Origin of the sequence: Rhizobium sp. BK376, from assembly GCF_004341625.1 — a bacterium.
In the GTDB taxonomy this organism is placed as follows: Bacteria; Pseudomonadota; Alphaproteobacteria; order Rhizobiales; family Rhizobiaceae; genus Rhizobium.
The window spans coordinates 644,156-666,366 of record NZ_SLZG01000003.1; the positions used below are offsets into that span (position 1 = coordinate 644,156).

19 protein-coding genes and 1 pseudogene are annotated in these 22,211 nt (G+C 60.9%); 14 read left to right on the forward strand and 6 right to left on the reverse strand.

Annotation, left to right across the window (positions count from 1 at the left end):
• The first annotated feature begins 1 nt into the window (after nt 1).
• The 3 genes from EV561_RS11545 to hisG are packed head-to-tail and all read left to right on the forward strand — an operon-like array spanning nt 2 to nt 2,197.
• Nucleotides 2-370, forward strand: a complete 369-nt coding sequence (locus EV561_RS11545) for a VOC family protein (RefSeq protein ID WP_132521424.1) — start codon at nt 2-4, stop codon at nt 368-370.
• Nucleotides 371-386: 16 nt separating this feature from the next.
• Nucleotides 387-1,505 (forward strand): ATP phosphoribosyltransferase regulatory subunit, encoded by a 1,119-nt coding sequence (locus EV561_RS11550; protein ID WP_132521426.1) that lies wholly within the window; start codon nt 387-389, stop codon nt 1,503-1,505.
• Nucleotides 1,502-2,197 (forward strand): ATP phosphoribosyltransferase, encoded by a 696-nt coding sequence (hisG, locus tag EV561_RS11555; protein ID WP_132521428.1) that lies wholly within the window; start codon nt 1,502-1,504, stop codon nt 2,195-2,197. The genes EV561_RS11550 and hisG overlap by 4 nt, the downstream gene beginning before the upstream one ends.
• A 78-nt stretch (nt 2,198-2,275) precedes the next feature.
• Here the strand turns inward: hisG and EV561_RS11560 are convergent, their stop codons facing one another.
• Nucleotides 2,276-2,722, reverse strand: a complete 447-nt coding sequence (locus EV561_RS11560) for a DoxX family protein (RefSeq protein WP_132521430.1) — start codon at nt 2,720-2,722, stop codon at nt 2,276-2,278.
• A gap of 217 nt (nt 2,723-2,939) precedes the next feature.
• Here EV561_RS11560 and EV561_RS11565 point away from each other — a divergent pair, with 217 nt between their 5' ends.
• Nucleotides 2,940-3,650 (forward strand): glutathione binding-like protein, encoded by a 711-nt coding sequence (locus tag EV561_RS11565; RefSeq protein ID WP_132521432.1) that lies wholly within the window; start codon nt 2,940-2,942, stop codon nt 3,648-3,650.
• Between the two features lie 74 nt (nt 3,651-3,724).
• On the opposite strand, the gene EV561_RS11570 is transcribed toward EV561_RS11565, so the two are convergent.
• The 3 genes from EV561_RS11570 to groES all read right to left on the reverse strand — a co-directional run bounded on the left by EV561_RS11570 (nt 3,725) and on the right by groES (nt 6,769).
• A complete protein-coding gene (locus EV561_RS11570) occupies nt 3,725-4,171 on the reverse strand; it encodes a hypothetical protein (protein WP_188079913.1) in 447 nt (148 codons plus the stop codon).
• A gap of 589 nt (nt 4,172-4,760) precedes the next feature.
• Nucleotides 4,761-6,401 (reverse strand): chaperonin GroEL, encoded by a 1,641-nt coding sequence (gene groL, locus EV561_RS11575; protein WP_132521434.1) that lies wholly within the window; start codon nt 6,399-6,401, stop codon nt 4,761-4,763.
• Nucleotides 6,402-6,472: 71 nt separating this feature from the next.
• Nucleotides 6,473-6,769 (reverse strand): co-chaperone GroES, encoded by a 297-nt coding sequence (gene groES, locus EV561_RS11580; protein ID WP_065689628.1) that lies wholly within the window; start codon nt 6,767-6,769, stop codon nt 6,473-6,475.
• Between the two features lie 336 nt (nt 6,770-7,105).
• On the opposite strand from groES, the gene EV561_RS11585 reads away from it, so the two are divergent.
• The 6 genes from EV561_RS11585 to EV561_RS11610 all read left to right on the forward strand — a co-directional run bounded on the left by EV561_RS11585 (nt 7,106) and on the right by EV561_RS11610 (nt 14,766).
• Nucleotides 7,106-7,954: a TIGR01459 family HAD-type hydrolase gene (locus tag EV561_RS11585; RefSeq protein WP_132521436.1), complete on the forward strand. Its 849-nt coding sequence runs from the start codon at nt 7,106-7,108 to the stop codon at nt 7,952-7,954.
• Between the two features lie 27 nt (nt 7,955-7,981).
• Nucleotides 7,982-8,962 (forward strand): bifunctional riboflavin kinase/FAD synthetase, encoded by a 981-nt coding sequence (locus EV561_RS11590; protein ID WP_132521438.1) that lies wholly within the window; start codon nt 7,982-7,984, stop codon nt 8,960-8,962.
• A 172-nt stretch (nt 8,963-9,134) separates the two neighbouring features.
• On the forward strand, nt 9,135-9,332 hold the full coding sequence (locus EV561_RS11595) for a DUF3311 domain-containing protein (protein ID WP_132521440.1): 198 nt from the start codon (nt 9,135-9,137) through the stop codon (nt 9,330-9,332).
• Nucleotides 9,322-10,797 carry a sodium:solute symporter family protein gene (locus EV561_RS11600; RefSeq protein WP_132521442.1) on the forward strand — a complete coding sequence of 492 codons (1,476 nt, stop codon included), beginning with the start codon at nt 9,322-9,324 and terminating at the stop codon, nt 10,795-10,797. Before EV561_RS11595 ends, EV561_RS11600 begins: the two co-directional genes overlap by 11 nt.
• A 291-nt stretch (nt 10,798-11,088) precedes the next feature.
• Nucleotides 11,089-13,995, forward strand: coding sequence for an isoleucine--tRNA ligase (ileS, locus tag EV561_RS11605; protein ID WP_132521444.1), 2,907 nt, complete (start codon nt 11,089-11,091; stop codon nt 13,993-13,995).
• A gap of 135 nt (nt 13,996-14,130) precedes the next feature.
• Complete coding sequence (locus EV561_RS11610; protein WP_132521446.1) at nt 14,131-14,766, forward strand: hypothetical protein; 636 nt, start codon at nt 14,131-14,133, stop codon at nt 14,764-14,766.
• 58 nt (nt 14,767-14,824) lie between these two features.
• On the opposite strand, the gene EV561_RS11615 is transcribed toward EV561_RS11610, so the two are convergent.
• Nucleotides 14,825-15,283, reverse strand: a complete 459-nt coding sequence (locus tag EV561_RS11615) for a nucleoside deaminase (protein WP_132521448.1) — start codon at nt 15,281-15,283, stop codon at nt 14,825-14,827.
• A gap of 87 nt (nt 15,284-15,370) precedes the next feature.
• Here EV561_RS11615 and EV561_RS11620 point away from each other — a divergent pair.
• From EV561_RS11620 to EV561_RS11630, 3 genes and pseudogenes are all read left to right on the forward strand, one after another.
• Nucleotides 15,371-17,421: pseudogene (locus tag EV561_RS11620) on the forward strand (pseudouridine synthase).
• Entirely contained in the window at nt 17,402-17,962 is a 561-nt protein-coding gene (gene rsmD / locus EV561_RS11625; RefSeq protein WP_132521452.1) for a 16S rRNA (guanine(966)-N(2))-methyltransferase RsmD, read from the forward strand. The pseudogene EV561_RS11620 and the gene rsmD overlap by 20 nt, the downstream one beginning before the upstream one ends.
• Nucleotides 17,963-17,981: 19 nt before the next feature.
• Complete coding sequence (locus tag EV561_RS11630) at nt 17,982-18,860, forward strand: patatin-like phospholipase family protein (protein ID WP_132521454.1); 879 nt, start codon at nt 17,982-17,984, stop codon at nt 18,858-18,860.
• Nucleotides 18,861-18,928: 68 nt separating this feature from the next.
• Here EV561_RS11630 and EV561_RS11635 read toward each other — a convergent pair whose 3' ends face one another.
• Nucleotides 18,929-20,743, reverse strand: a complete 1,815-nt coding sequence (locus tag EV561_RS11635) for a monovalent cation:proton antiporter-2 (CPA2) family protein (RefSeq protein WP_132521456.1) — start codon at nt 20,741-20,743, stop codon at nt 18,929-18,931.
• A 117-nt stretch (nt 20,744-20,860) separates the two neighbouring features.
• On the opposite strand from EV561_RS11635, the gene EV561_RS11640 reads away from it, so the two are divergent.
• Nucleotides 20,861-22,207: a TldD/PmbA family protein gene (locus EV561_RS11640; protein WP_132521458.1), complete on the forward strand. Its 1,347-nt coding sequence runs from the start codon at nt 20,861-20,863 to the stop codon at nt 22,205-22,207.
• Nucleotides 22,208-22,211: the final 4 nt, after the last annotated feature.

Sequence of the window (22,211 nt, forward strand, 5' to 3'; positions counted from 1 at the left end):
CATGGGCATCGTCGCACTTGATCATGTGCAGCTGGCGATGCCGGCGGGGCAAGAAGACAAGGCTCGGGAATTTTACCAGGATATTCTCGGTATTCCCGAGCGTGTGAAGCCTGCCAATCTCGCCGCCAGAGGCGGCTGTTGGTTCGAGGCGGGCCATGTCCGCGTTCATCTGGGCGTAGACCCCGAATTCAAGCCTGCGGGCAAGGCGCATCCGGCATTTTTGGTCGATGATCTCTCTGCGCTGAGGAAAAGACTTGAAGCAGCGGTCTGCCGTGTGGTTGAGGATGAGCCCTGGGAAGGGTATGAGCGGTGTTACACCTACGACCCTTTCGGAAACCGCATCGAACTGATGCAGCCGGTTGAACCGTGAAGAAAAGTATCGCTCCATGCCTTTGATCGGCCTACCTGATTTTGCCGAAGACCTGTTGACGGAGTTCACGAGCCGCAAGACGACGCGGGCCGAAACGCCGGTCATCCAGCCGGCGGAACCCTTTCTCGACATGGCCGGCGAAGACCTGCGCCGCCGCATCTTCATGACCGAAAGCGAGACGGGCGCGAGCCTCTGCCTGCGCCCGGAATTCACCATTCCCGTTTGCCTGCGCCACATCGAGACCGCGACGGGCACGCCGAAGCGCTACTCCTATTTGGGCGAAGTCTTCCGCCAGCGCCGCGACGGTTCGAATGAATTCTATCAGGCCGGTATCGAAGATCTCGGTGATAAGGACATGGCAAGCGCTGACGCCCGCGCCATCGGCGATGCGGTCGGCATCCTCAATCGGCTGCTGCCGGGCAAGGCATTGAGGGTCGTTCTCGGCGATCAGGCCGTGTTCGAGGCGGTCGTGCAGGCGCTCGGCCTGCCCTCCGGCTGGCAGAAGCGGCTCGTACACGCCTTCGGCAACATGGTGCAGCTCGAAGCGCTGCTGGCGCGGCTTTCAAGCCCGCAGCCGGTGACGGGGCTTAACCCGCGAATTCTGGAACTGGTTGCGCTCGGAGATGAGCCGGCGCTGGTCGCCCACATTGCCGAGACGATGCAGGCGACGGGCTACGCCAGCAATGTCAGCCGCTCGCCGCAGGATATCGCGCGCCGGCTGCGCGAAAAGCTCGTCCTCTCCTCGACAAGGATGGACGACGCATCCTTCGGCATCCTTCAGGAATTCCTGTCGCTGAGCGTCCCGCTGGACGACGCGGCCTCGGCGCTGGCAGGCTTTGCCGATGCTGCCGGCTTGAAGTTGGGGCCGGCGCTTGAACGCTTCGATGCGCGTGTCGCAGCCCTTGCCAATAGCGGCATTGACACCGCATCGATCGAATATCGCGCCGCCTTCGGCCGCCCCCTGGATTACTATACGGGCTTGGTCTTCGAGGTCACGGCTGATGAGACCGCGCCCGTGCTTGCGGGCGGCGGCCGCTTCGACCGGTTGCTGACGCTGCTTGGTGCCAAGGATCACATTCCCGCCGTCGGCTTTTCGCTCTGGCTCGACAGGATCGAAGAGGAGAGGGTGGCATGACAATCACCATCGCATTGCCCTCCAAGGGTCGGATGAAGGAAGACGCTTCCGCAATCTTCGAGCGAGCCGGAATGAAGATCTCCGCGGTCGGCAATGATCGCTCCTATCGCGGCCGGGTCGAAGGCTGGGAGGATGTCGAGATCGCCTTTCTGTCGGCGTCGGAAATCTCTCGCGAGATCGGCAGCGGCTCGATCGATTTCGGCGTGACCGGCGAAGACCTGATCCGCGAAGGCCTGGCGGAGGCCGACCGGCGCGTCGAATTCTGTGCGCCCCTCGGCTTCGGCAAGGCCGATGTCGTTGTTGCCGTGCCGGAAATCTGGCTCGACGTCGACAGCATGGCCGACCTTAATGATGTGGCCGCCGATTTTCGTGCCCGCCGTGGCCACCGCCTGACGATCGCCACCAAATACTGGCGGCTGACGCAGCAGTTCTTCTCCAGCCAGCACGGCATTCAGCTCTATCGTATCGTCGAAAGCCTGGGCGCCACGGAAGGCGCACCCGCCTCCGGCTCGGCCGATATCATCGTCGACATTACTTCGACCGGATCCACACTGAAGGCAAACCATCTGAAGGTCCTGTCCGATGGCGTGATCCTGCGCTCGCAGGCCTGCCTCGTCAGGGCGCGCAAGGATGCACACGAAGGCAATCCGACCGTTTCACGCATCATCGAAGCCGTGAATATGGCTCTCTGATCAACTATCTCAGAATACAAAAATGCCCGCCGTTTGTGACGGCGGGCAGGGATGCTTGGGAGGCTATTCGTCAAGTAATTAGGCGTGAGCGACCTGGGCACCGCGACGTGCGTCCAGCGAGTAGGCGCCTGCACCGTTGGTGGCGAGCATGATGTAGGCGCCGGCGAGCGTGATGTTCTTCAGGAAGTTCACGAAGTTCAGGCCGTTGATCCAGCCGTTTGCCATTGCCGGGAAGTCCGGAACGTTGACGGTCGGCAGATGGAAGACGACGCCGGTGAAAACACAGAAGGCAGCAAGCAGCCAGCCGACGATACGAACCTGGAAGCCGACGAGAACGCAAAGGCCGGTTACAAGTTCGAAGAGGCCGGCGACATAGGTCAGCAACGTGGCGGCGGGGATACCTGCGCCAGCAACCATGCCCGCGGTGGCGGACGGATCGCTGAGCTTGCCGAAACCGGTATAGATGAACATGAAGGCGAGCAGGATGCGCGCCACGAGTATGACTGTGTTGTTGACGTTGGACATGGAACTCTCCGCTGATGGGTTGATTGCCGGTCGGGCAATTTCTGGAGTGGAATATCCGTTGTTTCAGGAGAGTTGAAAAGATAAACAACCACAGACACTTTGTTCACAAAAAGAGAACGACCTTCAGCCAAAGCGCTCTTTTCATGTCCGTCGCATCCTTTATGGTGCTCGCGGCGTTTTGCTAAACCATTCCATACAAACCGATAAGTGAGACCCCATGGCAGATCTATCCTCTTTTCCGATCACCAAGCGCTGGCCGGCCAGCAATCCCGACATCATCCAGCTCTATTCGCTGCCGACGCCCAACGGCGTGAAAATCTCGATCGCCCTTGAAGAAATGGGCCTTCCCTATGAGGCGCACACCATCTCTTTCGGCACAAATGACCAGAAGAGCCCGGAATTCATTTCGCTCAATCCGAACGGTCGTATCCCGGCGATCATCGATCCCCATGGTCCCGGCGACAATCCGATCGGTCTGTTCGAGTCTGGCGCCATCCTCCTCTATCTGGCTGAAAAGACAGGCAAGCTGATCCCGGCCGATGCCGCTCGCCGCTACGAAGTCATCCAGTGGGTGTTCTTCCAGATGGGAGGCATCGGTCCGATGTTCGGCCAGTTCGGCCACTTCTTTAAATTCGCTGCCGACAAGGTCGCCAACAATTCCTATCCGGTAGAACGCTATCGCGACGAGGCAAAGCGCCTGCTCGGCATACTGGAAGCGCGTCTGGAAGGCCGACAGTGGATCATGGGCGATGAATATACCATCGCCGACATCGCAAGCTTCCCCTGGGTTCGCGGCGTCGACATTTTCTACGGGGGCAGAGAGGTATTGGAACTCGCAAGCTTCCCGCGGGTCATGGACTGGGTTGCCCGCGCTGCGGCGCGCCCTGCAAGCGAAAAGGGACTGAATACGCCGAAGCGTCCGTCCTAAGGCCCTCGTCCTCTTAAAACCAGAAAAGCCGGCCATTTTGGCCGGCTTTGCAAAGAGATCCGCTAATCCTGCGTCTATTGCCTCGCGGAGAGCTGGCTGCCCGGCTCCAGCTTGAAGCGCGGGAACATGAAGACGCCGACCATGCTGCCGGTATATTTTTCCTCTGTGCCGATCGATTCCCCGATGCAGAACACCGGTTGGCGATGACCGCTGGCGGCAAGGACCGTGGTGGAAAAGCAGAAGGACGAGGATGACGTTGCTGCCTGCTCGAACAGTTCGAGTATATGGGCACGGTCATGGGCTTCGTAGCAGCGCATCAGGCTTAAGAGGCCGCACTCGGAAGAGGTGAGGCCATGCATCACGGCACTCCAGCTCCCTAGTCTGATGACACCGTTCGCAAGGTCTCCGACCCAGCCTTCCGACACGCAGAATTGCGACAGGAGATCGTATTCAGAAGTCTGTGCCTCCGGCAAACCGGAAAGAAAAGGTGTGGCAAGATTGGCTTTGGCAATCTTAAACAAGATGTTCCCCAGATCAGGCGGGACTTCTCCACAGCCGCGCATTGTAACCAAATTGCATTTCGATATCAGAATGCTGCGACGGTGACCGCATAGCGCCGTCGCGGGTAGCGTAATGGAGCAGTAAAGCCCGACTGAAATTCACCCGGCGACATCATGGGCGCCTTGGAAATATCAGAACAAGCCACGTCGCTGCAGATAACATTGCATGTACGGTTTTCGCGCGCAAGTTTCAATTTTATTTAATTGCGCGCCGTACGTGTCGATTTGAGGAGGATTGATGAGCAACCCCAGCAAACCCCTTTAAATCGCTGGGGATGGACTTATAGAATGTTTTAAGAAAACGGCAATGGGGCTTTCGCCGCAAAGACAATTGTTTTGCGATCAATTCATCAAAAAGTTGTCATACTTTAGCCGGGGTGCATTAAATCCACGGGTAAATCATTTAATGCAAGAATAAAGAGATAATAGGCCGAAGACAACAGGAAATTGTTTTTGGTTGTGTATGATAGACGCAAAAAGGGCGGCCCGAGAGCCGCCCTTCGTCAATGCCTGATTGGCAAAGACATCTGAGTAATAGGCCTTCAGCCTATCACATCATGTCCATGCCGCCCATGCCGCCCATGCCGCCCGGCATGCCAGCAGGGGCATCCTTCTTCGGCAGTTCGGCGATCATGGCTTCGGTGGTGATCAGCAGCGAAGCAACCGAAGCTGCGTTCTGCAGAGCCGTGCGAACAACCTTGACCGGGTCGACGATGCCCATGGCGATCATGTCGCCATATTCAGACGTCTGAGCGTTGTAGCCGTAGTTGTCTTCGTTCTTGTCGAGAATCTTGCCGACAACGATCGAAGCTTCGTCACCAGCGTTTTCAGCGATCTGGCGAACCAGCGACTGAAGCGCCTTGCGAACGATGTTTACGCCGGCTTCCTGGTCCTGGTTCTCACCCTTTGCGGTGATCTTCGTGGACGAACGAAGCAGGGCAACGCCGCCGCCCGGTACGATGCCTTCCTGAACAGCAGCGCGCGTTGCGTTCAGAGCGTCGTCGATGCGGTCCTTCTTTTCCTTGACTTCGACTTCCGTGGAGCCGCCGACGCGGATGACGGCGACGCCACCAGCGAGCTTGGCAAGGCGTTCCTGCAGCTTTTCGCGGTCATAATCGGAAGAGGTTTCTTCGATCTGAGCCTTGATCTGGGCAACGCGGCCTTCGATGTCGGACTTGGCGCCAGCGCCGTCGACGATCGTGGTGTTTTCCTTGGAGATCGAAACCTTCTTCGAACGGCCGAGCATGTCGAGCGTTACGGATTCGAGCTTGATGCCGAGGTCTTCGGAGATGACAGTGCCGCCCGTGAGGATAGCGATGTCTTCGAGCATGGCCTTGCGGCGGTCGCCGAAGCCAGGAGCCTTGACAGCAGCGATCTTCAGGCCACCGCGCAGCTTGTTGACGACGAGCGTAGCAAGAGCTTCGCCTTCGACGTCTTCAGCGATGATGAGGAGCGGCTTGCCGGTCTGAACGACAGCTTCGAGAACCGGCAGCATAGCCTGGAGGTTCGAGAGCTTCTTCTCGTGCAGGAGGATGAACGCGTCTTCGAGGTCGGCGATCATCTTTTCCGGGTTGGTGACGAAGTAGGGGCTGAGGTAGCCGCGATCGAACTGCATGCCTTCGACGACTTCGAGTTCGGTTTCAGCGGTCTTGGCTTCTTCGACGGTGATAACACCTTCGTTGCCGACCTTCTGCATAGCTTCAGCAATGTCGAGGCCGACCTGCTTTTCGCCGTTTGCGGAGATCGTGCCGACCTGTGCGACTTCTTCCGAAGTGTTGATCTTCTTGGCCTTGGCCTGGAGATCCTTGACGACTTCAGCAACAGCGAGGTCGATACCGCGCTTCAGGTCCATCGGGTTCATGCCGGCTGCAACAGCCTTGCCGCCTTCGCGAACGATCGCCTGGGCGAGAACGGTTGCAGTCGTGGTGCCGTCGCCGGCAATGTCGTTGGTCTTCGAAGCAACTTCGCGGACCATCTGGGCGCCCATGTTTTCGAACTTGTCGTCAAGTTCGATTTCCTTGGCGACCGAAACGCCGTCCTTGGTGATGCGCGGAGCGCCGAAGGACTTGTCGATGATGACGTTACGACCCTTCGGGCCGAGCGTTACCTTGACTGCGTCAGCGAGAATGTCGACGCCCTTGAGCATCTTTTCGCGCGCGGTGCGGCCAAACTTGATTTCTTTAGCTGCCATGATTGAAACTCCTGAATTCGAGTTGTCCGGGCTTTGGGCCCGTGGCTAAATCGGAAAGGGAAGACGGCTGATCAGCCGATGATGCCCATGATGTCGGCTTCCTTCATGATGAGAAGGTCTTCGCCGTTGATCTTGACTTCGGTGCCCGACCACTTGCCGAACAGAACGCGGTCGCCAGCCTTGACGTCGAGTGCGACAACCTTGCCGGAATCGTCACGAGCGCCGGAACCGACGGCGACGATTTCGCCTTCCTGCGGCTTTTCCTTGGCGGTGTCAGGAATGATGATGCCACCCTTGGTCTTTTCTTCGGACTCAACGCGGCGAACAACGACGCGATCGTGAAGGGGGCGGAAGTTGGTGCTTGCCATTGTCTAATCCCTCGATCAAATGACATCAGCGGATCGGCTTGATCCGCACGGAACTGATGCTAGCACTCTGTCTCGGCGAGTGCTAGCAGGGGTCATTTAGGGACGGCTTGGAATTGAGTCAAGAAGACCTATCGCGAAATTTTGTGCCGGAATTATGAAAATCAGCGCAACTTAGTTTTGTTTCTCGAACGTTCCGAAAAATAGCGGCCTCGTTCGACCCGCCTGCCGCGCGGCCACGATTTATACTGCAATGCAAAAACCTTGGCGCCGCCCTTGTATTCTGGCGGCGGTTTTGCGACATGACCGCTTATCCTCATCAAGCGGCACGGGATCGGCATGGGAAAGCGCATCGAAAGCTTCAGCGAGATCAGCAACCATTATGATGTCGTGCTCAGCGATGTCTGGGGTGTCGTCCATAACGGCGTCTCTGCTTATAAGGAAGCATCCGTCGCACTCGAGGCAGCGCGCGACCGCGGCCTTACCGTGGTTCTCATCACCAATTCACCGCGTGTAGGCTGGCAGGTGGTCGAGCAACTCCGGCATCTCGGCGTGCCCGACAGCGCTTATGACCGGATCGTCACGTCAGGGGACGTTACTCGCTCATTGATCGCCAAGGGACCGAAAAAGGTCTTTCTGCTCGGCCCAAATCGAGACACGCCGCTGTTGGACGGTCTGGGTGTCGAACGGGTAGGGGCAGATGAAGCCGAATCCATCGTCTGCACCGGCTTTTTCGACGACGAAACGGAGACGCCGGACGATTACAGCGACATGCTGGCCGCCTTCCGCGCCCGCAATGTACCCCTGATCTGCGCCAATCCCGATCTTGTCGTCGAGCGCGGTCATCGCATGATCCCCTGTGCCGGTGCAATGGCGGCTGCCTATGCGCGGATCGGCGGCGAAACGCTGGTCGCCGGCAAGCCGCATGAGCCGATCTACGAAGCGACGATCGCGGCTGCCCGCGACGCACGCGGCGAATTTCCGCTGGAGCGCGTTTTGGCAATCGGCGACGGCATGCCGACCGATGTGCGCGGCGCGCTCGATTACGGCTTGGATTTGCTCTACATCAGCCATGGCATCCATGCGCGTGAATATATGGTCGAGGGCAAGACCGACGAAGCCGCTCTCGGCGCCTTCCTTGCCCGCGAGCAGGCCTCGCCGAAATACTGGATGCCGCGCTTGGTCTGATCCCCAGGCCTGATCCGAGGAGTGCCGATGACCGTTTTCCACCGCAACGAGACCCGTGATCCGCTACCCGAAGGTCTGAAGGGAGGCGTCGTTGCCATCGGCAATTTCGACGGCGTCCATCGCGGTCATCAATCCGTGCTCAATCGTGCGCTGGAGATTGCGGAAAGTCGCGGCGTCCCGGCGCTGGTGCTGACCTTCGAACCGCATCCGCGCACCGTTTTCAGGCCCGATCAGCCTGTCTTCCGGCTGACGCCGGCGCCCTTGAAGGCTCGCATCCTGGAAGCGATGGGCTTCCGCGCCGTTATCGAATACCCTTTCGATCGCGCGTTTTCGCAGCGCTCGGCCGATGAGTTCGTGCATTCGATCCTGATCGACTGGCTCGGTGCATCGGAAGTCGTCACCGGTTTCGATTTCCATTTCGGCCACGGCCGCGAGGGCGGACCGGCCTTCCTGATGAATGCCGGCAGCCATAATGGCTTCGGTGTTACCCTAATCGACGCCTTTCGCGACGAGAATGCCGAAGTCGTCTCGTCGAGCCGTATCCGGAGCCTGCTTGCCGAAGGCGATGTCGCCGAGGTGGCGGGCCTGCTCGGCTATCGCTATACGGTCGAGGCAGAGGTGATCGGCGGCGAAAAGCTCGGCCGTTCGCTCGGCTTTCCGACCGCCAACATGCAGCTTCCGCCGGAAGCTGAACTGAAATCCGGCATCTATGCCGTCCGTTTCCGTACCGCCGACGGCAAAATGCATGATGCCGTCGCAAGCTACGGTCGCCGCCCGACGGTGACCGAGAACGGCGCTCCGTTGCTCGAAACCTATGTCTTCGATTTCAGCGGCGATCTCTACGGCCAGGTCTGTTCCGTCTCATTCTTCGCCTATCTCAGGCCGGAGCTGAAATTCGATGGCCTCGATCCGCTTGTCGCGCAGATCAAGCGGGATGAGGAGGAGGCGAGGGCGGTGCTGTCAGGCGTCACACCTCTCAGCGAACTCGATCGTATTCTCTGCGCCTGACCCGGCGCTTGCAGGTGACGCGGCGCTCACAGGAATTGTGGAGATTTCAAGGCAAAAGTGCTTGCGCTCAAATGCTCAGGCACTATTCCTAATATTAGGGCTGCGAGGGATTCGGAGCGGCCCATAAAGGCGTGGTGGGGCTGCGCAAAATCTCCGAAAGGCGTCGAAAATCATGGATAAACGTTTTGGAACAGCAGCCTGCTGGCTGCTCATCATTCCCTATATCGGCCTTCTCTGGGTTCCCTTTTACAACAGTCACGATCCGGTGCTGTGGGGCTTCCCGTTCTTCTATTGGTACCAGCTCCTCTGGGTTCCCATTACCTCTTTCCTGATCTGGATCGCCTATCGGAGCATGCGCAATGACGACTGATATCAATGGCACGGCGCTTGCCGTCTTCATCTTCTTCTTCCTGCTCGTCACCGTCATGGGCTTCATCGCGGCACACTGGCGCAAGCCCGAAACGCTCGCCCATATCGATGAATGGGGCCTCGGCGGCCGCAGCTTCGGCACCTGGATCACCTGGTTCCTCGTCGGCGGCGACTTCTATACGGCCTATACCGTGATCGCTGTGCCTGCGCTCGTCTATACCGTCGGAGCCTATGGCTTCTTCGCGTTGCCCTATACGATCGTCGTCTATCCCTTCGTCTTCATGGTCATGCCGGTGCTCTGGAAGCGGGCGTCGGATTTCGGTTATGTGACCGCCGGCGACGTCGTTCATGGCCAATACGGTTCGCGCGGCCTTGAGCTCGCCGTCGCGATCACAGGCGTCATCGCCACCATGCCCTATATCGCGCTTCAGCTCGTCGGCATGGCTGCCGTTCTCAAGGCTTTGGGCCTGCAGGGGGAATTGCCGCTGGCGATCGCCTTCATCGTCCTTGCGCTCTATACATATTCGGCAGGCCTGCGCGCGCCGGCGCTGATCGCCTTCGTCAAGGATATCATGATCTATATCGTGGTGCTTACGGCAGTGGCGGCAATTCCGGCAAAGCTTGGCGGCTATGCCAACGTCTTTGCCTCGGCGGACGCGGCCTTCCAGGCGAAGGGATCGGGCAGCATCCTGCTCGGTAGCAACCAGTACGTGGCCTATGCATCGCTGGCGCTTGGCTCGGCACTTGCCGCCTTCATGTATCCGCACACGCTGACCGGCATCTTCGCCTCCAACAGCGGCAATACCATCCGCAAGAATGCGATACTTCTGCCGGCCTACACGCTGCTGCTCGGTCTTCTGGCGCTCCTGGGTTACATGGGCCACGCCGCCCATCTGACGCTCGAAAGCCCGAACGACGTCGTGCCGCAGCTTTTCAAGACGCTCTTCCCGAGCTGGTTTGCGGGCTTTGCCTTCGCCGCGATCGCAATCGGCGCGCTGGTGCCGGCCGCCGTCATGTCGATCGGGGCGGCCAATCTCTTCACCCGCAATTTCTGGAAGGCCTATGTCAATCCTGATGTCAGCCATGCCGGCGAGGCGAAGGTGGCCAAGGTAACGTCGCTGATCGTCAAGATCGGCGCGCTCCTCGTCATCCTCTTCCTGCCGACGCAGTTCGCCCTCGACCTGCAGTTGCTCGGCGGCATCTGGATCCTCCAGACCTTGCCGGCGCTGGTCTTCGGCCTGTTCACCAACTGGTTCCGCGCGCCAGGCCTGCTGGTCGGTTGGTTCGTCGGCTTCTTCGGCGGCACCTACCTGGTCTGGATCAACGGCCTGAAACCGCTGCAGGCGATCAGCCTCGGCGGCGCGCCTTTCACCGTCTATATCGGCCTTTTGGCGTTGGTGGCCAATATCATCGTTGCCGTGGTGATCAACGTGCTGACGCCGGCAAGGGTGGCCGCTAGGGCGTAATCTCGAAATCTCTATTGCAAAGACAGGGCCGCGGGCGGAAACGCCCGCGGCCCTGTCTTTGAGGTAGCGGCGAATCTCCTCTTCCTTTTCCTCCAAAAACGCCGTAATAACCGCCAGCGATGACCCAATTTCGGCTGTCCATAGCAATGCGAATTATTGGCCCGGCCTTCCGCGTGCAGTGACCTGCCGGAAGGTCCGGGTTCTTGGCGCTTGTTCAGAGCGCCGTTACGCCACAAAAATCCCAAACGAGACGCGCCTGTTTGAAGGCTGCAGCAAACGATTGTCAGGACAATGACCGACACCGCCGAAAAGATTGATTATTCGAAAACCCTTTATCTGCCCGAGACCGATTTTCCGATGCGAGCAGGCCTGCCGCAGAAGGAGCCCGAAACGGTTGCGCGCTGGCAGCAGATGGACCTCTACAAGAAGCTGCGCGCCTCCGCCGCCGGCCGCGAAAAATTCGTACTGCACGACGGCCCGCCCTATGCCAACGGCAACATCCATATCGGCCACGCGCTGAACAAGATCCTGAAAGACGTCATCACCCGCTCGTTCCAGATGCGCGGATATGACTCGAACTATGTTCCCGGCTGGGACTGCCACGGCCTGCCGATCGAATGGAAGATCGAGGAAGAGAACTACCGCTCCAAGGGCAAGGCGAAGCCGGACCTGACGCAGCCCGATGCGATGATCGAATTCCGCAAGGAATGTCGCGCCTATGCCGAAAAATGGATCAAGATCCAGGGCGACGAGTTCAAGCGCCTCGGCATCATCGGCGATTTCGACAATCCGTACCTCACGATGAACTTCCATGCCGAAAGCCGCATCGCCGGCGAACTCCTAAAGATCGCCATGAGCGGTCAGCTCTATCGCGGCTCCAAGCCCATCATGTGGTCGGTCGTCGAGCGCACAGCGCTGGCGGAAGCCGAGGTAGAGTATCATGATTATGAGAGCGACACGATCTGGGTGAAGTTCCCGATCATGGGCGGTCCGGCCGAGCTCGCCGACGCGCATGTTGTCATCTGGACGACCACGCCCTGGACCATCCCCGGCAACCGCGCCATCGCCTATTCGCCCAAGGTGGCCTACGGCCTCTATGAGGTCACGGCTGCCGAGAACGAGTTTGGTCCACGCCCGGGCGAAAAGCTGATCTTTGCCGACAAGCTGGCGGAGGAATCCGCCGCCAAGGCGAAGCTTGCCTTCAAGCGCCTGCGCGATGTGTCGGCCGACGAACTTGCCGTGATCACCGCTGCCCACCCCCTCAAGGGCCTCGGCGGCGGCTACGAATACGCTGTCCCTCTCCTCGCCGGTGATCACGTCACCGACGATGCCGGTACCGGTTTTGTCCACACCGCTCCCAGCCACGGCCGCGAAGACTTCGAGGCCTGGATGGATCATGCGCGCGAGCTCGAAGCCCGCGGCATCGACACCAAGATCCCGTTCCCGGTCGACGATTCAGGCACCTATACCGCTGATGCCCCCGGCTTCGAGGGCGCCCGTGTCATGGACGACAGCGGCAAGAAGGGTGATGCCAATGATCGCGTCATCAAGGCGCTGATCGAGCGCAACATGCTGTTTGCCCGCGGCCGCCTGAAGCATTCCTATCCGCATAGCTGGCGGTCGAAGAAGCCGATCATCTTCCGCAACACGCCGCAATGGTTCGTCTACATGGACAAGGACCTTGCCGATGGCACGACGCTGCGCAGCCGCGCGCTGAAGGCGATCGACGATACGCGCTTTGTTCCCGCCGCTGGCCAGAACCGCCTGCGCGCGATGATCGAGCAGCGCCCGGATTGGGTTCTGTCGCGTCAGCGTGCTTGGGGCGTGCCGATCTGCGTCTTCGTGAACGAGGAAGGCGATGTCCTGAAGGATCAGGCTGTCAACCAGCGAATCCTCGACGCCTTCGACGCAGAAGGTGCTGACGCCTGGTTCGCCGAAGGCGCGAAGGAACGCTTCCTCGGAAACGAGCATGATCCGTCCAACTGGGCACAGGTCATGGACATCCTCGACGTCTGGTTCGACTCGGGCTCGACGCACACTTTCACGCTGGAAGATCGCCCCGATCTGAAATGGCCGGCCGACGTCTATCTCGAAGGCTCCGACCAGCATCGCGGCTGGTTCCATTCATCGCTGCTCGAATCCGCCGCCACCCGCGGCCGCGCGCCCTATGACACGGTCGTCACCCATGGTTTCACCATGGATGAAAAGGGCCAGAAGATGTCCAAGTCGCTCGGCAACGTCGTGGCGCCGCAGGACGTCATGAAGGATGCTGGTGCCGATATCCTGCGTCTCTGGGTCATGACCACGGACTATTGGGAAGACCAGCGTCTCGGCAAGACAATCATCCAGACCAACGTCGATGCCTATCGCAAGCTGCGCAACACCATCCGTTGGATGCTCGGCACGCTGGCGCATGACAAGGGCGAGGTCATCGCGCTTGCCGATCTGCCGGAGCTGGAACAGCTGATGCTGCATCGCCTGGCCGAACTCGACAAGGTCGTGCGCGAAGGCTACGACGCCTTCGAATTCAAGAAGATCGCCCGTGCGCTCATCGATTTCTCGAATATCGAGCTTTCGGCCTTCTACTTCGATATCCGCAAAGATGCGCTCTATTGCGACGCGCCCTCCAGCCTGCGCCGCCGTGCAAGCCTGCATGTCATCCGCACCATCTTCGAATGCATGGTGACCTGGCTTGCGCCGATGCTGCCCTTCACGACAGAAGAGGCGTGGCTTTCGCGCAATCCTTCGGCAGTCTCGATCCATCTCGAGCAGTTCCCGACCATTCCGGCGGAATGGAAGAACGAGGCGCTGGTCGAGAAGTGGAAGAATATCCGTGCGGTTCGCTCGGTTGTGACCGGCGCGCTCGAAATCGAACGCAAGGACAAGCGCATCGGCTCGTCGCTTGAGGCCGCCCCGGTCGTGCATGTGACGGATCCGGAGTTGCTGAAGGCGCTTGAGGGCGAGGATCTCGCGGAGATCTGCATCACCTCGGATATCTCGCTCCTATCGGACGAAGGCCCGGCTGACGCCTTCCGTCTTTCGGAGGTTGCGGGCGTCAGCGTGGAGCCGAAACTGGCAGAGGGCACAAAGTGCGCCCGCTCCTGGCGCATCACCAGGGATGTCGGCTCCGACCCCGCTTATCCCGAGGTGTCTGCACGCGACGCTGCCGCATTGCGTGAACTTGCAGCCTTGCAGTGAAGAAAGTTACCGGATGAATTGCGTTTGCGCAGTTCATCCGGTAAAAGCTGCCTGAAAATGGCCCGATTTTTCCGCCACTGAGCGCAAGGATCGTGGCGGGCAATGAATGCACCGGCGCGGCTGGGAAGGGTTTTCATGATTGCGATGCACAGGGTTCGCGTAGGCGTCTGCTTTGCGGCACTTTTGGCTGGATGCGGGATGATGTCCGGCTGCATGAGCAGCCCGACATATGGTACCGGCAAGACGGCCAACGAACAGCTCTTCGATGACCTCAGCGACATCGCGTCCATTTCGGCTGTGGCGCCGAAGGACAAGGGCGTAAAATACCCCAACCGTCCAGGCCTTGTCGTTCCCGCGGAAAACAATCGCCAACAGCTGGCGCAGCCCGAGCAGTCGCTTGCCAGCAAGGACAATCCGCAATGGCTGGAATCGCCGGAAGATACCCGCAAGCGTCTGATCGATGACGCCGAGGCGAACAAGAACAACCCCAACTATCGCTCGCCGCTGGCGAAAGCCGACAGCGCCAGCGCCCGGATGACCGAAACCCAGCAGACGGCCGCCTATCGCGCCGCTCGCCAGGACCAGGACGGCACCTATATCGACCAGCGCCGCTATCTGATCGATCCGCCGCAGCAATATCGCCAGGTTTCCGATCCGGCAGCCCTCAGCGATCTCGGCACGCCGGAATCGAAGAAGGAAAAGAAGCGTAAGAAGGATGCCGAAGCCGCGCAGGGCAAGGCCACCTGGTGGAACCCCTTCGACAGCAATTGATGATCGAACGGCTCGGTCAACCGGGCCGTTGCATCTGCGGCCAGGCAAATCTCCGGCCTTAATTCGTGTCCCGCTTTTCCGCGAAAAATTGCTTCAATATCTGCCCGGCCTCTTGCTCCGCTAATCCGGAATATACTTCTGGCGCGTGATGGCAGGTTGGTTGCGCATAGAAGCGCACGCCGTTATCGACCGCACCACCCTTGGGATCCTCGGCGCCGTAATAGAGGCGACGGATCCGCGCGAAGGAAATTGCCGCCGCGCACATGGTGCAAGGTTCCAGCGTGACGTAGAGATCGGCGCCGACGAGCCGCTCCTGATCCAGCGCTTCGCAGGCCATGCGGATGGCCGCAATCTCGGCATGGGCGGTGATGTCGCGAAGCTCGCGCGTGCGGTTGCCGGCCTTGCCGACCACTTGGTTGTCGAGCACGACGACGGCGCCGATCGGCACCTCGCCCCTTTCCCCGGCGGCGGTGGCTTCGGCAAGCGCAAGCTCCATAAAGTGATTTGTCTTCACCATTCAGGTTTTTTCCACTTAACCGCAGCGGCGTGACCTGATAGGACACGCGAAAGGCCATTTGGGTCTAAAAATTCAGGCAAACAGCAAATGACAGTCAATGACAAGCCCAAGCGGCCTGGGTCCAAGCCCGTTTTTCGCGACAAGCAGACGAAGCCGGCTGCCAAACGCGGCGATGACAAGCCGGTGAAGACGGCCTCGGCAAAGGTCGCTGCGGTGGAAACCGAAGGCGGCGAAAAGGCCGAGCGCATTTCCAAGGTGATGGCCCGCGCCGGTGTCGCCTCGCGCCGCGACATCGAGCGCATGATCATGGAAGGCCGTGTCAGGCTGAACGGCGTGCTGCTCGACAGCCCCGTCGTCAACGTGACGCTGACCGACAAGATCGAAGTGGACGGAATGCCGATCCGCGGCATCGAGCGCACCCGGCTTTGGGTCTATCACAAGCCGTCCGGCCTCGTGACCACCAATTCCGATCCGGAAGGCCGCCCGACCGTCTTCGACAACCTGCCGGAAGAGCTGCCGCGCGTCATGTCGATCGGCCGCCTCGACATCAACACCGAAGGCTTGCTGCTGCTTACCAACGACGGCGGCCTTGCCCGCGTCCTCGAGCTGCCGACGACGGGCTGGCTGCGCCGCTACCGCGTGCGCGCCCATGGCGAGATCGATCAGGAAGCGCTCGACAAGCTGAAGGAAGGCATTGCCGTCGACGGCGTGCTCTACGGCTCGATCGACGCGACGCTCGATCGCACCCAGGGCTCCAACGTCTGGATCACGATGGGTCTGCGCGAAGGCAAGAACCGCGAAATCAAGAACGTGCTCGGCGCGCTCGGCCTCGACGTCAACCGCCTGATCCGCATCTCCTACGGCCCCTTCCAGCTCGGCGACCTGCCGGAGGGCGAGGTCGTCGAGGTGCGCGGACGCACGCTGCGCGACCAGCTCGGCCCGCGCCTCGTCGAAGACGCCAAGGCGAATTTCGACGCGCCGATCTATAATGCGCCTGCCGTCACTTCGGCCGATGACGAAGAAGAAGACGACAAGCCGCAGCGCAGCGTATCGAAGGGTGATCGCGCCAAGGACGATCAGCGCTCCTGGGGCGAGGGCCAGCGCGAGCAGCGCCCGCGCCGCGAAAAGCCGGCCGACAAGCGCGAGCGCGCCTTGAGCCGCCTCGATACGAAGCGTGACGATCACCGCGACGACGATCGTCCGAAGCGCCCGGCGCTCGGCTCGCGCCGCAACGCCAATGTCTGGATGGCGCCCGGCGCCCGCCCGCTCGGCGAAAAGGCGGCCCAGAAAGCAGCAAAGAATGCCAAGACCGACGCCAAGCGCGGTGAGCGCGACCGTCCGCAGCGTGGCGCACCCGCTGCTGCTCCGGCATCAGCGCCGAGAGTCCAGGTCAATCGTGTCCGGGAAGAGGATGGCGAGTGGATCCGCTCCAGCGAGACGCGTGATGACGAGGGCGGTTTCGGCCGCAAGCGCTCCTTTGGAGATCGCCCGGCGCGTGGTGACCGTCCCGAGCGAGGGGATCGTCCTGCCCGCGGCGAGCGTTCCTTCTCCGATCGTCCGGTTCGCGGCGACAGACCGTTTGGCGACAAGCCGCGCGGTGACCGCAGGCCGCGTGCTGAAGGCGAAGAGCGTCCCCGTGGTGAGCGTTCTTTCGGTGATCGTCCGCCTCGTGGCGACAGGCCGTTTAGCGATAAGCCGCGCGGTGATCGCCGGCCGCGCGCTGAAGGTGCAGAACGCCCTCGCGGCGAAAGGTCTTTTGGCGATCCCGCTGGCGGCGACAAGCCCTTCGGTTCCAAGTCTTACGGCGACAAGCCGCGCGGCAATCGCGGCCCCCATCCGGATGGCGCCGAGCGGCCGCGTGCAAAATCTTTCGGTGGCGAGCAGCGCTCCGAGCGCGCCGGCGGCGAGCGTTCCTTCGGGGAGCGGCCTGCTGGTGGCAAGCCTGCGGGCAAATCTTTCGGCGGCAAGCCGGGCGGAAAGTCCTTTGGCGGCAAGCCGGGCGGAAAGCCGGGAGCGAAGGGCTTCTCGGGCAGGCCGCGCGGTGACGGTGCAGGCGGTGGCCGGCCGTCGGGTGGTCCCGGCAGGGGCGGTCCCAAGGGCAAAAGGGGTTGATGGGCAGTGCGGATCGTCGGCGGTGAATTTCGCGGACGGCCTCTCGCCGTGCCCAAATCGAACGAGATCCGGCCGACAGCCGACCGGACACGCGAGAGCCTGTTCAATATCCTGAGCCATGCCTATCCCGATGCCATCGACGGCACGCGGATGATGGATCTGTTTGCCGGCACCGGTGCTGTCGGCCTGGAGGCGGCGTCCCGCGGATGCCGTCATGTGCTTTTTGTCGAGAGCAGCGTCGAAGGGCGCGGCCTTCTCTGGGAAAACATCGATTCTCTCGGGCTCCACGGGCGGACGCGAATGCTGCGCCGCGATGCCACCGATCTCGGCAGTGTCGGCAATCTCGAACCCTTCGACATGCTTTTCGCCGACCCGCCCTATGGCAAGGGACTGGGCGAAAAGGCCTTTGCGGCGGCGGCCAACGGCGGCTGGCTGGTGCCGGGCGCATTGGCGATCCTCGAAGAACGCGCAGATGTCGTCGTATCGGTACCATCTTCCTATATGTTCCTGGAGGAACGAACCTTCGGCGACAGCAAGATGCATTTCTTCCGCTATCAGCCGGTTTAAACGGTGGTTGGGGTGTCGAATGGCTAGCGCCGAGCGAGCGGGTTTCAGTCTTCTGACCCCGGCTGCATCAGGGCCTTCCGTGGCAGTCGCCTTCGGCGGCGGTGGTGCTCGCGGTCTGTCGCACATCCATATCATCGAAGCCCTGGACGAACTCGGCATCCGCCCAGTGGCGATATCGGGCTCCTCGATCGGCGCGATCATGGGCGCAGGCATGGCAGCCGGCATGAGCGGCGCCGAGATCCGCGAACATGCGCTGGCAACCGTCGGCAACAAGGCGGCCGTCGTCAGCCGCATCTGGGGCATGCGCCCGCAAACGGTGCGCGATGCCGTCGCCAAAGGCATTCGAATCGGCCAGTTCAATCTGGAGCGGATCCTGCGGGCCTTCCTGCCGGAGGAGCTGCCCGCCAAGTTTTCAGATCTCCTCATCCCCATGAAGGTCATCACGACCGATTATTATGGACAGTGCGAAGTGATCGTGGAGGAGGGCGAGCTTTTCCCGGCGCTGGCTGCTTCTTCCGCCATCCCCGCGGTCTTCATGCCGGTGCGCCTGCACAATCGCGTGATGATCGACGGCGGCATCGCCAATCCGGTTCCCTATGAATGCCTGATGGATATCGCCGATATCGTCATCGGCATCGATGTCGTCGGCGCCCCTGAAGGCGACGGCGCGCATATCCCTAACCGCATGGAAAGCATCTTCGGCTCCGGCCAGCTGATGATGCAGACTTCGATCTCGCTGAAATTGAAGCTGAGGCCGCCGCAAATCTTCCTGAGGCCGACAGTCGGCCGCACCGGCGTCATGGATTTCCTGAAGGCTCGGGAAGTGCTTGCCATGTCGGCAGGCGTTAAGGACGAGCTCAAGTTTGCGCTGGAGCAGGCGATCGAGGCGCATGGCTAATCGCCTGTATTTTTTGGCCGTGGCGTCGGATACTTATGCAGAGGCCGAGAACGAAACCACGAGCTAGGCTACGCATCGGCGGTCTGTTTTTCCGTCGGTGCAGCAAGATCGTCGTCGAAGACGTCCATCGTCCGCTTCGGCTTCATCAGCGGCTCCGGCTTGACCGGATGCGAGAACAGCATGTCGCGGCCGGCCTGCAGGCCTTCCGTCGTCTGCAGCACCAGCCGCTGTTCGTCCCGCTTGCGGATATCCTCTTCGATTGCGTAGGCATCGGCCTCGCCGATGCCGAGCGCCTCCAGCGTCCTGCGGCCGAAGAGCAGGCCGGATTCCACCGTTTCGCGCAATTCATAATCGACGCCGTTGTTTCTAAGAGCGATGGAATGGATGCGGTCATAGGAGCGCACGAATAGCTTGGCATGCGGATATTCGGTCTGCACGAGCTCCACGATCTTGTCGGTAATCTCACGATCATGCGTGCAAACCATCACGATCTTGGCTTTGTCGATACCCGCGGAGCGCAGCACGTCCTTGCGCGTGCCGTCGCCGAAATAGATGCGGAAACCGAAGGCGGATGCCTGCCGTATGCGGTCTGCGGAATAGTCGATAACAGTGACGTCACGGCCGCCGGCAAGCAGAATCTGCGCGGCGATCTGGCCGAAGCGCGAAAAGCCGATCATCATCACATCCGAGCCGGCACCTTCGAAATCCTCGTCCAGCTCCTCATGCGCATCGTCGCGCAGAAAGCGCTTTGCGAGCGCGGTGCTCAGCGGCGTGAGCGCCATCGAAAGCGTCACGATGGCAATCAGCAGCGAAGCGGTGCTGCCCGTCAGCAGGGCGCCGCTGGCACTTGCGGTGCTGAAGAGCACGAAGCCGAATTCGCCGCCCTGTGGCAGCAGGAAAGCAATGCGGATCGCGTCATTGTGTGGCGAACCCGAGACGCGACAGATCGAATAGATCACTGCCGCCTTGACGACCATGATGATGGGAACGGCCACGATGATGAGAAGCACATTATCGAGAATGACCTGCAATTGCAGCGACAGGCCGACGGCAATGAAGAAGATTGCGAGCAGCACGCCGCGGAAAGGCTCGATATCGGCCTCCAGTTCGTGCCGGTAGGAGGATTCCGCCAGCATCACACCGGAGAGGAAGGCGCCCATTGCCATCGACAGGCCGGCAAGCTGCATCAACGTCGCCGAGCCCATGACGACGAACAGCGCGGCCGCGATCATCGCCTCTCGCGCGCCGGTGCGGGCGATGACCTGGAAGAGCGGCGTCAGCAGATAGCGTCCCGCAATGATCATCGCGCCGACCGCGCCGACGGCGATGGCGAAATCGGGAACGGGATTGGTTGCCTCCTTCGGACCGTCGAGAACGGTAACCAGCGCCAAAAGCGGCACGATCGCAAGATCCTGCAACAGCAGCATGGAGAAGGAGCGCTGGCCGTAGCGCGTATTGACGTCGCCCTGTTCCTCCAGGATCTGCATGGCGAAGGCGGTCGAGGAAAGGGAAAGGCCAAAACCGGCAATGATGCTTCCGCGCCATCCGGTCACGCCGCTGAGATAGGCGGCGCCGGTCAGCAAAATGCCGGTGATGACGACCTGGGCGGTGCCGAGGCCGAAGATGTCGCGCCGCATCTGCCACAGCCGCGAAGGCTTAAGCTCCAGTCCGATGATGAAAAGCAGAAAGACGACGCCGAGCTCGGCCACGCCGAGAACGGATTCCCCGTCCCCGATGCCATGCAGGATCGGGCCGATCACAACGCCGGCAGCAAGGTAGCCAAGCACGGTTCCGAGCCCTAGCTTCTTGAAGATCGGGGCCGTGACCACGGCTCCGCCCAGCAGCAGGAGTGTTTCGGTAAAGAGGGCGTTGGGCGCTGACATCGTCTGTTTCTTTCATGGGCAGGCGGTGCTTCGGACATCCCGGGGAAGAATCGACATTCCCGCCCTTGATGCTTTTCGTAGTGCACAATAAATGGAACGCGAAGGAAAGGCCAAATCATGTCCTCAGAAATCGATTCCGCTCAGCTTCTTTCCCGTGCCAGCCAATTGATCGATCTCGCCCGAAAGGCCGGCGCCGACGCTGCCGATGCCGTCGTGGTGCGCTCGCGCTCTCAATCGGTCAGCGTTCGCCTCGGCAAGGTCGAAAGTACCGAATCCTCCGAAAGCGACGATTTCGCGCTCCGCGTCTTCGTGGGTCAGCGCGTCGCCAGCGTCTCGGCAAATCCGGGCTTCGACCTGCAGGTGCTCGCCGAACGCGCCGTCGCCATGGCGAAGGTCTCTCCGGAAGACCCCTATGCCTGCCTCGCCGATGAAAGCAGGCTGGCCCGCACCTACAAGGATCTCGAGCTGTTCGACTCGACCGAAGTGTCGACGGAGCAGCTGCGTGAAGCCTCGCTCGCCATGGAAGAGGCGGCCCTTGCCGTTTCTGGCGTCAGCAATTCCTCGGGCGCCGGCGCGTCTTCCGGCATGGGCGGCCTGGTGCTCGCCACGTCCCACGGTTTTGCCGGCAGCTACATGGGCTCGCGCTTCGGTCGCTCCGTCAGCGTGATTGCCGGCGAAGGCACCGGCATGGAACGCGATTATGATTTCGACAGCCGCCTCTATTTCGCAGAGCTTGACGATCCCGCCGAGATCGGCCGCCGCGCCGGCGAGCGCGCGATCAAGCGCCTCAACCCGCGCCAGGTGCCGACGGGCAAGGACCTGACCGTCATTTTCGATCCGCGCGTTGCGCGCGGCTTCGTCGGTCACATCGCCGGCGCGATCAACGGCGCCTCGGTGGCGCGCAAGACCAGCTTCCTGCGCGACCGCATGGGCGAACAGGTCCTGAAATCGGGCCTGTCGATCACAGACGATCCGCTGATCGTTCGCGGTCCTTCTTCCCGTCCCTTCGATGGCGAAGGCGTCGTCGGTGAGCGGATGGTCATGATCGAGGACGGCGTGCTGAAGCACTGGTTCCTTTCGACGTCGACAGGCCGTGAGATCGGCATGGAAACCAACGGTCGCGGCGTGCGCGGCGGCACCACGGTTTCCCCGTCTTCGACCAATCTGGCGCTGGAGCCAGGCGATATTTCTCCTGAGGACATGATCAAGGGCATCGGCAACGGCTTCTATGTGACCGAGCTGATCGGCCAGGGCGTCAACATGATAACAGGCGAATACAGCCGCGGCGCCACCGGCTTCTGGATCGAGAACGGCGAACTGACATTCCCGGTCTCCGAAGTCACGATCGCATCCAACCTCAAGGACATGTTCATGCGCACGACGCCGGCAAACGACATCGACCGCAAGTTCGGCGTCGCCTCTCCCACGCTTGCCATCGAGGGCATGACGCTGGCAGGTCTGTAAGGCG